13 protein-coding genes are annotated in these 13,963 nt (G+C 60.4%); 9 read left to right on the top strand and 4 right to left on the bottom strand.

Annotated elements, in window-relative coordinates:
- Positions 1-45: 45 nt before the first annotated feature.
- The 3 genes from H6F58_RS13585 to H6F58_RS13575 all read right to left on the bottom strand — a co-directional run bounded on the left by H6F58_RS13585 (position 46) and on the right by H6F58_RS13575 (position 3,938).
- The gene (locus H6F58_RS13585; RefSeq protein ID WP_195181954.1) at positions 46-1,185 is read right to left on the bottom strand and encodes a mannitol-1-phosphate 5-dehydrogenase; all 1,140 of its coding nucleotides are present in this window, start codon (positions 1,183-1,185) and stop codon (positions 46-48) included.
- Positions 1,182-3,143: a PTS mannitol transporter subunit IICBA gene (locus H6F58_RS13580; protein WP_146275705.1), complete on the bottom strand. Its 1,962-nt coding sequence runs from the start codon at positions 3,141-3,143 to the stop codon at positions 1,182-1,184. Before H6F58_RS13580 ends, H6F58_RS13585 begins: the two co-directional genes overlap by 4 nt.
- Before the next feature lie 72 nt (positions 3,144-3,215).
- Positions 3,216-3,938 (bottom strand): TetR/AcrR family transcriptional regulator, encoded by a 723-nt coding sequence (locus tag H6F58_RS13575; protein ID WP_060702193.1) that lies wholly within the window; start codon positions 3,936-3,938, stop codon positions 3,216-3,218.
- A 141-nt stretch (positions 3,939-4,079) separates the two neighbouring features.
- Here H6F58_RS13575 and ptsP point away from each other — a divergent pair, with 141 nt between their 5' ends.
- Positions 4,080-5,759, top strand: a complete 1,680-nt coding sequence (gene ptsP, locus H6F58_RS13570; RefSeq protein ID WP_195181953.1) for a phosphoenolpyruvate--protein phosphotransferase — start codon at positions 4,080-4,082, stop codon at positions 5,757-5,759.
- Positions 5,760-5,805: 46 nt separating this feature from the next.
- Complete coding sequence (locus H6F58_RS13565) at positions 5,806-6,084, top strand: HPr family phosphocarrier protein (protein ID WP_146275701.1); 279 nt, start codon at positions 5,806-5,808, stop codon at positions 6,082-6,084.
- An 83-nt stretch (positions 6,085-6,167) separates the two neighbouring features.
- On the opposite strand, the gene glmS is transcribed toward H6F58_RS13565, so the two are convergent.
- The gene (glmS, locus tag H6F58_RS13560; protein ID WP_146275699.1) at positions 6,168-8,039 is read right to left on the bottom strand and encodes a glutamine--fructose-6-phosphate transaminase (isomerizing); all 1,872 of its coding nucleotides are present in this window, start codon (positions 8,037-8,039) and stop codon (positions 6,168-6,170) included.
- A gap of 168 nt (positions 8,040-8,207) precedes the next feature.
- Between glmS and coaA the strand changes: the two genes are divergently transcribed.
- From coaA to tsaD, 7 genes are all read left to right on the top strand, one after another.
- On the top strand, positions 8,208-9,167 hold the full coding sequence (gene coaA, locus H6F58_RS13555) for a type I pantothenate kinase (protein ID WP_060703439.1): 960 nt from the start codon (positions 8,208-8,210) through the stop codon (positions 9,165-9,167).
- A 122-nt stretch (positions 9,168-9,289) separates the two neighbouring features.
- Entirely contained in the window at positions 9,290-9,688 is a 399-nt protein-coding gene (gene mscL / locus H6F58_RS13550; RefSeq protein WP_146275697.1) for a large conductance mechanosensitive channel protein MscL, read from the top strand.
- Between the two features lie 175 nt (positions 9,689-9,863).
- The gene (gene alr / locus H6F58_RS13545) at positions 9,864-11,033 is read left to right on the top strand and encodes an alanine racemase (protein WP_236995183.1); all 1,170 of its coding nucleotides are present in this window, start codon (positions 9,864-9,866) and stop codon (positions 11,031-11,033) included.
- Entirely contained in the window at positions 11,026-11,604 is a 579-nt protein-coding gene (gene tsaE, locus H6F58_RS13540) for a tRNA (adenosine(37)-N6)-threonylcarbamoyltransferase complex ATPase subunit type 1 TsaE (protein WP_060703438.1), read from the top strand. The genes alr and tsaE overlap by 8 nt, the downstream gene beginning before the upstream one ends.
- A complete protein-coding gene (tsaB, locus tag H6F58_RS13535) occupies positions 11,597-12,274 on the top strand; it encodes a tRNA (adenosine(37)-N6)-threonylcarbamoyltransferase complex dimerization subunit type 1 TsaB (RefSeq protein WP_195181952.1) in 678 nt (225 codons plus the stop codon). Before tsaE ends, tsaB begins: the two co-directional genes overlap by 8 nt.
- Positions 12,271-12,750 carry a ribosomal protein S18-alanine N-acetyltransferase gene (gene rimI, locus H6F58_RS13530; RefSeq protein WP_146275691.1) on the top strand — a complete coding sequence of 160 codons (480 nt, stop codon included), beginning with the start codon at positions 12,271-12,273 and terminating at the stop codon, positions 12,748-12,750. Before tsaB ends, rimI begins: the two co-directional genes overlap by 4 nt.
- Positions 12,747-13,817, top strand: coding sequence for a tRNA (adenosine(37)-N6)-threonylcarbamoyltransferase complex transferase subunit TsaD (gene tsaD, locus H6F58_RS13525; RefSeq protein ID WP_146275689.1), 1,071 nt, complete (start codon positions 12,747-12,749; stop codon positions 13,815-13,817). The genes rimI and tsaD overlap by 4 nt, the downstream gene beginning before the upstream one ends.
- Positions 13,818-13,963 lie beyond the last annotated feature (146 nt).

Raw genomic sequence — 13,963 nt, 5'->3', positions numbered from 1 at the left:
CATGGCAACGCGGAACCCCGCGGTTTTGCACAAACCCTGCTGCTGCTAGACAGCTTCAGCGATGAGCGAGCTGACCTGAGCGAACAGCGGATGCTCTGGCTCTAGTCCGGTGATCGAGGCGGTGGCCTCATCAGGGGACTGGCTTTCCAGGATCTGGTGCAGGGCCACGGCCTCTTCATCTCCTGGTGCGTTGAACTGCAGAGCCGCGGCAATGGCCACAGACAAGGCAGACGTTGGCATTCCGCGTTCAGCCAGGTCCGCAGCTGGGCCGATGAATCGTTCATGGCGGCTGAGCTTGCGCATTGGCGCACGGCCCACGCGGCCCACGGTGTCAGGCAGGCGCGGGTTGGTGAAGCGGGTCAGGATCTTCTGCACATAGGCTTCCTGCGCTACTGGATCCAGTCCGTGCTTGGTCACCAGCAGCGACTTGGTCTCCTGCAGGACTGCATTCACCTTCTGCGAGATCTGCTCATCAGCCATCGCATCGGAGATCTTCTCAATTCCCGCTGCGGCGCCGAAGTACGCTGCGCTGGCATGTCCCGTATTCACGGTGAACAGCTTGCGTTCAATGTAAGGCAGCAATTCATCAACGAAGGTTGCCCCGGGGATCGCTGGCTCGTCGCCATTGAACGGGGTGCGGTCGATGACCCACTCGTAGAAGGTCTCAACGGTGACATCCAGGTTCTGCCCCGGTGCCTGTGCCGGGACAATGCGATCCACCGCGGTGTTGGCGAAGATGGCGCGGGAGGCCAGTTCCTGCTCCGTGCCCTCCCATGCTCCCTGGATTTCCTGCTGCAGGATATCGGTGGCATTGATGGCGTTCTCGCAGGCCATCACATGCAATGGAGCCAGCTGGGCTGGGCGCTGGGCCAGGGCCTGTGCGATGGCCGGGGCGACGAACTTCAGGATGTGCGGGCCCACCGCGGTGGTCACCAGGTCCGCCGTGGCGATCTGCTCGATGACCTCGGCCTGCTGCGAACCGGAATTCAGGGCGCTGAAGCCGGTGACGACCTTGTCCTGTCCTTCCTGTCCAACTTCATGCACGGTGTAGCTCTCGGCAGCGGCAAGGCTGTCGATGAGCTCTGCCGCTACGTCAGCGAAGACGATCTCATAGCCGGCTTCGTGCAGCAGCAAGCCGACGAAGCCACGGCCGATGTTTCCCGCTCCAAAATGTACGGCTTTCACTTGGTGTTGACCTTTCCGAATAGATCAAGGATTTCCTCGACGGAGGTGGCCTGCTCCAGCTGGGCGACCTGGTCCTTGTTGGTGAAGATCTTGGCGATGGAGGCCAGGATCTTCAGATGTTCATTGTTCAAGCCAGCAACACCCACGACAAACTTCACGTCCTTGCCGCCCCAGTCGATGCCTTCCGGGTAGCGGACGACGGCGACGGCCGAGTGGTTGATGTGCTCCTTGGCGTCATTGGTGCCGTGCGGGATGGCCAAGAAGTTGCCCATGTAGGTGGACACCGAGGTCTCGCGTTCGTGCATGGCCAACACGTAGTCCGCGTCCACGGAACCACGCTGCATCAGCAACTGGCCGACCTCGTCGATGGCTGCATCGCGCTCGGTCGCGGTGCCCTGGAGCACCACGCCATCCGCCGCCAGAACCTCGTGGGCTGGCTGGGCTTCGGCATTCTCGTCCTCGGAAGCTGAGTCCGCAGCAGCGGGAGCCGCCGGGACGGTTTCGGCAGGCGCGGCATCAGCTGGGGCAGTGTTGCTCGTGCGCACCAGCTCAACGATTTCGTCATAGCGAGGGCTGTTCATGAAGTTGTCCACCGAGACGTGCGTGGCACTTCCGGTCTTCGGCTTCGCGCGATCCGCGAGGTCCTGATGCGTCACCACGATGTCGTAGGTGTCGGTCAGGTTGGCAATGGCCGAGTTGGTGACCTTGACGTCGCCAAAGCCGGCGTCCTTGATCTTGTTGCGCAGTACCGAAGCGCCCATGGCGCTCGAGCCCATGCCCGCATCGCAAGCAAAAACGACGGTGCGGATTGGACCGGAGGTAGCGGCCGCGGAAACCAAAGCAGAAGCTACCGAGCTCTTCTTGCCCTTCATGGCCTCCATCTTCGAGGTGGCTTCACCCAGCTCGTCGCCTTCGGTGTTCTTGCTCAGCTTCAGGATCAGCCCTGCAACGACAAAGGAGACGATGGTGGCAAAGAGCACCGAGAGGGTGACGCCGAGATAGCTATCCGAGGACGCCGCGGCGAATACGGCCAAGATGCTGCCAGGAGCCGCAGGCGATCGCAGGCCGGCACCGGTCACCACCAGGGTGAAGACGCCGGTCATGCCGCCGAGGATCGGAGCCAGAACGATTACTGGCTTCATCAGCACGTAAGGGAAGTAGATCTCGTGGATACCGCCGACGAACTGGATCAGCGCGGCACCAGGAGCCGAGGCGCGGGCCATGCCGCGTCCGAAGACCGTGTAGGCCAGCAGCAGGCCGAGGCCCGGGCCGGGGTTGGACTCGAGCAGGAACAGCATCGATTTGCCGGCGTTCAATGATTCCTCGGTGCCCAGCGGGGTGAGGATGCCGTGGTTGATGGCGTTGTTCAGGAACAGGATCTTGGCCGGCTCGATCAGGATGCTGGTCAGCGGCAGCAGGCCATGCTGGACCAGGAAGTCAACTGCGGTGGCTGCGCCCTGGCTGAAGGCCTTGACGGCTGGGCCGACGAGCAGCATGCCGATGATGGCCATGATGGCGGCAACAATGCCCGCCGAGAAGTTGTTCACCAGCATCTCGAAGCCGGGCTTGATGCGGCCGTCCCACAGCGCATCCAGCTTCTTCATGACCCAAGCCGCCAGCGGGCCCATGATCATCGCGCCAATGAACATCGGGATATCGGTACCCACGATCACGCCCATGGTTGCCGCGGCGCCGACAACGCCGCCGCGCAAACCATGGATGGCATGTCCGCCGGTATAGCCGATGAGCAGCGGCAACAGGAAGGTGATCATCGGGCTCACCAGCAGTGCCAGCTGCTCGTTCGGCAGGAAGCCTTTCGGGATGAACAGGGCAGTGATCAGGCCCCAGGCGATGAATGCGCCGATATTGGGCATGATCATGCCCGAGAGGAAGGTGCCGAACTTCTGGACACCGACTCTCAAGCCGGCGCGTGGTTTTTCAACCGTTTCTGTTTCCATGACTAATCCTAAGAATTCGCCCGTGGGCGGGTAGTAGATCTGGAGATTATGGGTGGTCGTGGGACTTCGAGGCTATCCGGAGGAAGAGATCCTGTGAAGCCATTCCAAGAACAGCTTGAGTTCTGTACTGGATAGCTCGTTGGAGTTCGAAGACTGCAGTGCCGCATTCAAGGCAATGGCGGCAACGACGACGGAGGACTGATTGGTGGGTTCAGAGAACTGGGCGTGCGCTTCGTCATTGAACACGGCCTGGATCATGGAGTCGCGCGTCATCGTGGACAACTCCAGATTTCTCCGGTCCGCTGATTCGGCGATGAGCATCAGGGTGACGCCGACGTTGGCGGCCATGATGCTGCGCGCCGCTTCATGCGGTGGAACTTTCAACTGTCCGGCTATGGCCGCGCGGTTAAGCCGTTCGGCCACCAGCTGTTCAGCCTCTGCCACGATTGCCGGGCGGCTCTCGGGGCGGATGTTGCCGAACAACACCAGATAAAGGTGGGTCTTATCAAGGCCGAACTGCACATGGCCATCCCAGAGGCGGCGAATGTCCTCGATTGGATTGGAATCCAAATTGATGGCTCGTTCGCCTGCCAGGTACTCTTCGAAACCTGCGGTGACTACTGCATTGAACAGTCCTTCCTTGTCTCCGAAGTGGTGGTAAAGGGTTGGTGCGGTGACACCAGCGAGTTTGGTGATCTGCCGAGTCGACACCGGCTCGCTGCCTGCATTCGCCAGCAGTTCGGTGGCTGCTTGCAGCAGGCGAGTTTTCGGAGGCAACTGGTCATTGGAACTCATAAGCGTTACCCTATCACTTATAGCGCTGTTATATGAATTGAATCACAGCATCGCGCAAACGCCAAGAACTTATCGCGAAACCCGCACCGCACCCGCACTGCAGCAGGGATGGGTGCGCCCGCGCCAAGACAAGGAACGACCATGCAAAATTTGAAGGGCGTCGGGGTCAGCCCCGGCCGCATTATCGGAACAATCCGCCACATGCCGAAACCGGTTCAAGAACCGCACGCCGAGCAGCGGCTGTCACCAGATGTCTCAGCCGAGGACGCGATTGCGCAGCTGAAAGTGGCCGCTGGACGCGTGCATGAACAGCTCAAAGACCGGGCCAGCCACACCCAGGGCGATGCCAAGGCCGTCTTGGAAGCCACCGCCCTCATGGCCAAGGACAGCATGCTGCTCAAGACCGCGGCCAAGAAGATCACAGCTGGCATCTCTGCCGAGCGGGCCATCTGGGACGCAGCCCAGACCGTGGCCACCCAGCTGGGCGCCCTGGGCGGGTACATGGCCGAACGCGCCACCGACGTGCTGGACGTGCGCCAGCGCATCGTCGCCGAGCTGCGCGGCGCCCCGGCCCCGGGCATTCCGCACAGCGACACCCCGTTCATCCTCGTAGCGCAGGACCTTGCTCCCGCCGACACGGCCACCCTGGATCCCGCGCAGGTGCTGGCCCTGCTGACCTCCGAAGGCGGTCCGCAATCGCACACCGCGATCATCGCCCGCTCGCTGGGGCTTCCAGCGGTGGTGGCCGCTGCTGGCGCCGAGCAGATCCCGGCGGATGCCGAAATCTATGTGGATGGCGCCACCGGAGAGATCCATCTGGAACCGGGGCAGCCCGAGCGCCAGGCTGCCGAACGGTGGCAGGCCTCGGCCCAGCTGCAGAGCTTCGATGGCACCGGTGCCACCGCCGATGGGCACGCGGTGCCGCTGCTGGCCAACGTCGGGGGCGCCGATAGCGCCCGCCGAGCCGCTGCCGACGGCGCCGAAGGCGTTGGATTGTTCCGCACGGAATTCTGCTTCCTGGAACGCGATAGCGAGCCCAGCGTGGAGGAACAGGCTGCCGCCTATGCCGGGGTCTTCGATGCCTTTGCCGGCAAGAAGGTCGTGGTCCGCACCCTGGATGCCGGCGCTGATAAGCCACTGCCTTTCCTGACCGACTCGACGGAGCCGAATCCCGCGCTGGGCGTGCGCGGCTATCGCACGGACTGGAGCAACCCCGGAGTGCTGCAGCGCCAGCTGCAGGCTATCGCCCAGGCCGCTGCCGGGAGCAGCGCCGAGGTCTGGGTCATGGCCCCGATGATTTCCACCGTCGAGGATTCCGAAGCCTTTGCGCGGATGTGCGCTGACGCCGGGCTGAGGACTCCCGGGGTGATGATCGAGGTGCCCTCCGCGGCGCTCAACTCCCGGCATGTGCTGCAACCGGTGCAGTTCGCCTCGCTGGGCACCAATGACCTCACCCAGTACGCGATGGCCGCAGACCGGCAGCTTGGTTCCTTGGCCGCGCTGAATACCGGATGGCAGCCTGCCGTCTTGCAGCTGGTCAAGCACGCGGTGGACGGCGCGCAGCTGGCGGGCCAGCGCCCGGTCGGCGTGTGCGGGGAGTCCGCCGGCGATCCTGCCATGGCGGTGGTCCTGGCGGGCCTGGGTGTTGCCACCCTGTCCATGAGCGCACGCTCGATTCCCGCGGTCAGCTCGGTGCTGCGCTCGATCACCCTGGCGCAGGCGCAGGAACTGGCCGAGGTGGCGCTGAACGCGCGTACCGCACAGGAAGCCCAGCAGCAGGTGCGCGCAGGTCTGCCCATTCTCGATCAGCTCGGGCTCTAGCCCAAGAAGCTCGCCACGAACCAACAACCAGAAAAGGAACAACACCATGATTGAACGCACAGCCACCATCGGCAGCAGCGTCGGCTTGCACGCACGTCCGGCTGCGATCTTCGCCGAGGCCGCCAGCGACTACGACTTTGACATCACCATTGCGCGCCAGGGCGAGCCGGCGGAAGACGCCGGCGATGCCAGCAGCATCCTGACCCTGATGGGCCTGGGCGCCGGGCACGGGGAAGTGGTGGTGCTGCGCAGCGAAGATGCCGGTGCGCAAACCGCGTTGGATGCACTGGCGGCAGTCTTGGAAACCGACCACGACGCCAGCTAGAAGTCCTGCAGCGATTTCTTGAGTTAACAGCAAAGAGTCCACACCAAAATGGTGTGGACTCTTTGCGTGGGGCGACGCGTGGATTACTCCACGGTCACCGACTTGGCCAAGTTGCGCGGCTGGTCCACGTCATAGCCCTTGGCTGAAGCCAGCTCGCAAGCGAACAGCTGCAGCGGAACGGTGGTCAGCAGCGGCATCAGCAGGGTTGGGGTCTCTGGCACGTAGAAGACGAACTCTGCGTAGGCGCGGACGTCCTCATCGCCGGACTCCGCGATCACCAGGGTGTTTGCACCGCGGGCGCGAACTTCCTGGATGTTGGAGACAACCTTCGAGTGCAGGGAGTCGCGGCCGCGTGGGGACGGAACCACCACGAAAACCGGCTGGTCCTGCTCGATCAGGGCGATCGGACCGTGCTTGAGCTCGCCAGCGGCGAAGCCTTCTGCATGGATGTAGGCGATTTCCTTGAGCTTCAAGGCGCCTTCCATTGCTACCGGGTAGCCAACGTGGCGGCCCAGGAACAACACCGATGGGGTGTCAGCCATCTTGCGGGCCACCGTCTTGATCTCTTCAGCGCGGTCCAGGATGTCCTGGATCTTGGAAGGGATCTTGCCCAGGTCGGCAAGGATGTCCTTGATCTGGCCGGAGAACAGGTTGCCGCGCAGCTGCGCCAGGTACAGGCCCAGCAGGTAGGTCGCGGTGATCTGTGCCAGGAAGGCCTTGGTGGAGGCCACTGCGATTTCCGGACCTGCGTGGGTGTACAGCACCGCATCGGATTCACGTGGGATGGTGGACCCGTTGGTGTTGCAGATGGACAGGGTCTTGGCGCCCTGTTCCTTGGCGTAGCGCACAGCCATAAGGGTATCCATGGTCTCGCCTGACTGGGAGATGGACACAATCAGGGTGTTCTCGTCCACGATCGGTTCGCGGTAGCGGAACTCGTGGGAGAGCTCGACCTCAACCGGGATGCGGCACCAGGATTCGATGGCGTACTTTGCTACGGTGCCGGCGTAGGCGCTGGTGCCGCAAGCAAGGACAACAATCTTGGTGATCTTCGCCAGCTCCTCGGGAGAGATGCGAAGCTCATCGAGGGTCAAGCGGCCGTTAGCGTCCGAGCGGCCCAGCAGGGTGTCGGCGACAGCTGCAGGCTGGTCGAAGATTTCCTTCTCCATGAAGGAGGCGAAGCCGCCCTTCTCGGCGCTGGCTGCATCCCAGTCAACGGTGAATTCCTTGCCCTCTGCAGGGGTGCCGTTGAAGTCGATGATGGAGTGGCTCTGAGGGGTGATGGTGACAATCTGGTCCTGGCCCAGTTCCACAGCACGACGGGTGAAGTCGATGAAGCCGGAAACATCGGATCCCAGGAAGTTCTCGCCGTCGCCCAAGCCGAGGACCAGTGGCGAGTTGCGGCGAGCCGCCACAACAACACCTGGGTGGTCCTGGTGGACGGCCAACAGGGTGAAGGCACCTTCCAGGCGCTGAACGGCCAAGCGCATGGCACGGGTCAAATCGCCTTCGGCTTCGTTGGTGTAGATCTTGCCCAGCAAGGCGGCTGCAACTTCGGTGTCGGTTTCCGAGAGGAAAGCAACGCCTTCGGCGAGCAGCTCGGCCTTGATGCTAGCGAAGTTCTCGATAATTCCGTTGTGGATCATGGCAAGCTTGCCACCATCGGCGAGGTGTGGGTGGGCGTTGCCATCACTCGGCCCACCGTGGGTTGCCCAACGGGTATGTCCAATGCCAGTCATCGACTGGGGCAGTGGAGCTTCAGCAATTTCATTCTCCAAGTTGGCCAGCTTGCCGGCCTTCTTTCGAGAGTGAATAGCGCCATCGGCGACAACTGCGACACCAGCCGAGTCGTAGCCGCGGTATTCCAACCGGCGCAAACCTTCAATCAGAACGTCGAGGGCACCGTGGTCGGTGACTCGGCTCGAGGTTCCTGCATATCCAACAATTCCGCACATGGGTAAAATCCTACCGGCTCAATGCCCAACGACGGGAACAATCGTGTTTCACCCCTCAAAAAACGATGTGCAGTGGCTCACCCCGGTGGCGTGCGGGCCACGGCAGATAACTGACGCAAGAACCTGTTAATTGGGATGTGGAGCATATTCTTGGCAGAATTTGACCTCGTGGAACCACACGGAACACTTGAAACACCCATCTCGCCTTTTGTCGACCTTGAGCGCGAGACCTGGGCGCGGCTCTCCGACCAAATGGAACAGCCGTTGAACCTCTCCGACATCGAACGGCTGCGTGGCCTCGGTGATGAACTGGACCTCCAGGAGGTCCGGGACGTTTACCTGCCGCTGAGCCGCCTGCTGTATCTCTACGTCGAAGGCGCCGGAGCGACGCATCAGGCCACCACTACTTTCCTGGGGGAGCAGACCTCTCGCACGCCGTTTGTCATCGGCGTGGCCGGCTCGGTGGCTGTCGGCAAGTCAACGACGGCCCGCGTGCTGCAGGAAATGCTGCGCCGCTGGCCGCAAACACCCGACGTCCAGCTCATTACCACCGACGGTTTCCTGTACCCCAACGCCGAGCTGGAGCGGCGTGGCATCATGCACCGCAAGGGCTTCCCGGAATCCTATGACCGCCGTGCGCTGCTGCGTTTTGTCTCCGCAGTGAAGTCCGGCGTGCCGGAAGTCAGCACCCCGGTGTACTCGCATCTGACCTACGACATCGTTCCGGGGGAGCGCAATGTGGTGCGCAGCCCGCAGGTGCTGATTGTCGAAGGGCTGAACGTTCTGCAGCCTGCACGTACCCGCCCGGACGGAACCGTGGGCCTGGCGCTGAGCGACTTCTTCGATTTCTCCGTCTACGTCGATGCGCGCACCAATGACATTGAAGAGTGGTACATCAGCCGATTCATGCGATTGCGTTCCGGGGCCTTCGCGGATCCGGCCAGCTACTTCCATCGCTATTCGCAGTTGACCGATGAAGAGGCGCGCGAAACAGCTCACGGAATCTGGAAGCGGATCAATGAGCCGAATCTGAAAGAGAATGTGCTGCCGACCCGTGGGCGGGCCCAGCTGGTCCTCAGGAAATCAGCGGATCACTCGGTGCGGCGAATGCTGTTGCGGAAAATCTGATCTGAAGATCAAAAATCACCAGCTCATCGGCAGGGAAACAAAAGCTGAGAGTTTGCCTAACTTATCGATTTCATATGGGAATTTGTGCTTGATCCTGTGATTCGCCTGTGTATGCTCTAAACATGCTTAAAGGTTTCCGCGATTTTATTATGAAGGGCAACGTTGTCGATCTGGCCGTTGCTGTTGTGATCGGTGCTGCCTTCGGTGCCGTGATTACCGCCCTTGTGGACAATGTGCTGATGCCATTGATCGCCGCATTGGTAGGCTCCCCGAACTTCGACAGCTTCCTGCTGCTGAACATCAACGGGGTTGACATCAAGTTCGGCGTCTTCTTGACCGCACTGGTCAACTTCCTGCTCATCGCCGCAGCTGTCTACTTCGCACTGGTTATGCCTATGCAGAAGCTGAACAACCACCTCGCTGCTCGCCGCGCCGCCGGCGAAGAAGAGCCAGAGGAAGAAATCGATCCCCAGCTGGAACTGCTCGCTCAGATCCGCGACGAATTGAAGAGCCTGCGCTAGACGCACAAGCCAACCGTCTCCCAAGGGGCGGGCCGAAGCATCTCATGATGCTCCGGCCCGCCCCTTCTAGCGTTAAAACGCAGATGTGCTCAACCGCGCAGGTCGCAACACAGCAACGGCAAAAGAAAAGTGGGAAGATGATTAGGTGAACTCTGAAGCACTTGAAGTAAGCAACGTGACAACCAGTACCAGCAGTGCACAGGCCAGCGGATTTGAACGGCGCGCAGTGATAGATCTGTCCGCCATCCGCAACAACGTCAAGCAGATCTCCGACTTGGTGGCCCCCGCTGCAGTCATGGCCGTCGTCAAAGCAGACGCCTACGGCCACGGTGCTATCCCAGTGGCCAAAGCGGCAGTGGAAGGCGGTGCCAGCTGGATCGGCTGCGCACATGTCACCGAAGCCCTGGCTCTTCGCGAGGCCGGGATCCAAACCCCCATGCTTGCCTGGTTGCATACCGAAGACACCCCATTCGAGGCTGCCGTTGATGCCAGCCTCGACCTTGGCGTATCCGGATGGGAGCTAGAACGGGTAGCTGCCGCGGCGCGCTCGGTGCAAACCCCGGCCCGCATTCATCTGAAAATTGATACCGGGCTGGGACGCAACGGATCCACTATGGATGACTTCCCGGATCTGCTCAACCGCGCCAGCGTCTTCCAGGAAGAAGGGCTGCTGCGCGTGGTTGGACTGTTCTCCCACCTCGCTGTGGCAGATGAGCCAGAACGGCCGGAAACCGATGAGCAGCTGGAAGTGTTCAGCAAGGCCATTGAGCTGGTGGAAGCGGCAGGCTTCGATTTGGAAGTCCGCCATATCGCCAACACCCCAGCCATCCTCTCCCGCCCTGATACGCACCATGACATGGTTCGCCTCGGCCTGGGCCTCTATGGACTGAGCCCATTCGAAAATGATTCGCCGGATAGTTTTGGGCTGCGCCCAGCCATGAAGCTGGTCACCCGAGTGGCCAACGTCAAGAAGGTGCATGCCGGGCAAGGTGTTTCCTATGGACTGAACTACAAAACCGAAGGCGAAACCTACCTGGGCTTGATTCCTATGGGCTACGCGGATGGTCTGCCACGCATTGCCACCGGAGCACCGGTGACGGTGAAAGGACGCAGCTATCCGGTGCGCGGTCGCATTGCCATGGACCAGTGCGTCATCGACCTTGGCCCAGAAATCTCCCCTGAAGACTACTTGGGCGCAGAAGCAATCATCTTTGGCGCAGGAGGCCAATCGGTGAATACCTGGGCCCATGCTGCCAACACCATCAATTACGAAGTAGTGACGAGAATTTCGCCACGAGTGCCGCGCCATTACGTGGAAGGCAGCTGGGGTGAAGCCGGTGAATGAAGCGATTAAAGAATTTGCCTGCCAGCTCACTGACCTCGCGCAGACCGAAGCCTTAGGCGAAGCGCTAGGCAAGCACCTGAAGGCTGGAGATCTTGTGATCCTCACCGGCGCATTAGGTGCCGGCAAGACAACCCTGACCCAATCGCTGGGCGCTGGGCTGAACGTCCGTGAAGGAATCATCTCGCCAACCTTCGTTCTGGCACGCCAGCACCCGTCGTTGGCTGATGGTCCTACCTTGATTCACGTAGATGCCTACCGTCTGAAAGATCAGAATGACGTAGACACTCTCGACCTTGAATCCACTTTGGCTGAATCGGTCACTGTCGTGGAGTGGGGCCTGGGCAAGGTGGAACATCTTACGGATTCGCGTCTGGAAATCACCCTGGACCGCGAGGTCAACGCCGTAGCCGTAGAGAATCCATGGGAAGAATCCGAAGAAGAATTGGATGAGCCCAGGGAGTTCGCTCTCAAAGCCATCGGACCACGCTGGGACTCGGAAAACTTCGCCCAGCTGAAAGACAACCTGCGCTCTGCTATCAATGCACAGCGCACCGGAGAGAAGCATGCCTAACTATCTGTCCATCGACACCTCGGCGCACGCCTCTGTTGCACTGGTCGATTCCACGACTGGTTCAGTTATCGCCCAGAAGACTTCGCCCAAAGGCAATGACCAAACAGAAACCTTGGCCTCCTACGTGCGTGACCTGCTGGACGAAAACAGAGAAGAAGGCCAAAATCTGGCCGGCATTTTTGTTGGCATTGGCCCAGGTCCCTTCACGGGGCTTCGCGTTGGCCTTGTTGCTTCACGTACTTTCAGCTTCGTCTGGAACATCCCGGTATATGGCGTGATGTCCCTCCACGCGCTCGCCGAACGAGTACTTGCAACGGATAGCGTTCCGGCAGAATTTATCGTTGCCTCTGACGCACGCCGCAAAGAAGTGTACTGGGCTCGCTACGACCAAACCGGTCAGATCGTTGACGGCCCGCATGTAGCGGAGGCATCAACGCTGACAGCGCTACCTGTTTTCGGCGTTGGTGCAGGGATCTATGCCGAGCAGCTTCGAGAAGCTGGAGCGAACCCGCAAGAGCAGTCTTTTGACTGGATTGCGGACGCTGCGAATTTGGCACAGCGAGGCATGCGCGATCTGGCCGCAGGAAAAGACCTGGCCAACACAGCGCCGCAGTACCTGCGAGAGTCGGACGCCCAAGTTCCTGCCTTCATGAAGCAGGCCAAGGCATGAGCGTGACTCTTCGTGAGATGGCCGTCAGCGATATCCCTGAGGTCCACCAGCTGGAGACTGAGCTGTTCCCAGAGGATGCCTGGCCACTGGCTGCCTTCGAATCCGAACTGGCACAAAGCGAAACTCGCAATTATTGGGTGTATGAGAGCGACGGCAAGGTCATTGGCTATGCCGGTCTGTGCACTGTCTTGCCGATCAGCGATGTTCAGACAATTGCCATCAGCCCTGGATTCCAGGGGCAGGGGCTGGGCCGCAAGCTGCTGACGCTTCTTGTTGAAACGGCCAAAGAACGCAACGCGTTGGATGTCATGCTGGAAGTCCGCTTTGATAATCCAACGGCAATTGGACTGTATGAATCAATGGGATTTGTAACCATTCATCGGCGCGTGGGCTACTACAAGGGCGGCATTGACGCATTGATCATGAGACTGCAATTGGATGCCCTGCAGGGACAAGAGGGAGAACACAAAGCATGAGCACCACCGAACCTATTGTTCTAGGCATTGAATCTTCATGCGATGAAACTGGTGTGGGCATTGTGCGCGGTAACCGCCTCTTGGCCAACGCAGTTTCTAGCTCCATGGATGAGCACGTACGCTTCGGCGGAGTGATTCCCGAGATTGCTGCGCGTGCGCACCTCGAAGCATTTGTTCCCACTTTGCAGTCTGCTTTGGACACCGCTGAGTTAACTCTCGACGACATTGACGCCATTGCCGTGACCAGCGGACCCGGACTAGCTGGCGCACTCATGGTGGGAGTCTCGGCCGCCAAGGCACTGGCTCTGGCAACCGGCAAGCCACTATACGGAATCAACCACCTCGTGGCTCACGTTGGTGTTGGAGTGCTTGAAGGAACCGTGCTGCCACCGACCTTCGGCGCATTGTTGGTATCGGGTGGTCATACCGAAATCTTGAAGGTCGCCTCGCTGACCAACGACGTGCAATTGCTGGGTTCCACCATTGATGATGCAGCCGGTGAAGCGTACGACAAGACTGCTCGCCTGCTAGGTCTGGGATACCCGGGTGGACCTGCCATCGATAAGGCAGCCAAGGACGGAGACCGCAAGGCTTTCCGCTTCCCACGAGGACTGACCCTGCCTAAGTTTGTGGGCAGCGAAGAGAATCCTGGCAAGCACCGCCATAACTTCTCATTCTCCGGATTGAAGACCGCAGTTGCTCGCTGCGTAGAGCATTTCGAAGCCAACGGGGAAGAAATTCCAGTGGCAGACATCGCTGCCTCCTTCCAGGAAGCCGTTGTTGACGTGATCACGTCCAAGGCTGTCCGGGCAATGCAAGAGCATGGTCTGAAGACGGTGCTTCTTGGCGGGGGAGTTGCGGCAAATACTCGACTGCGCGAGTTGCTCGCGGCTCGGTGCACATCAGCGGGTATTGCCTTGGTGGTTCCACCTTTCAGCTTGTGCACCGACAATGGTGGCATGGTTGCGGCTCTCGGCGCGCAGTTAGTGGCTGATGGAGTTGCTCCATCGGGGCTGGACTTCGCGACAGACTCGTCTCAGCCAGTGACCAACATTGTTCTGAACTAGAATCATACTTTTCATCTTCGAACTGCTCGTCGAACAAACGGACCGAGATCTTTTCGATTGCCATGAGATGTACGCTCTCGTGAGTCATTGGGATAATTGTTGGTGACAACACTTATGGCACGGCATCAATTGATGCCGTGCCATTG

Source organism: Glutamicibacter sp. FBE19, assembly GCF_015524875.1.
Taxonomy (GTDB): Bacteria; Actinomycetota; Actinomycetes; order Actinomycetales; family Micrococcaceae; genus Glutamicibacter; species Glutamicibacter halophytocola.
Note: the sequence above shows the minus strand (reverse complement) of the source record. Positions and strands in the feature narration are given on the sequence as shown.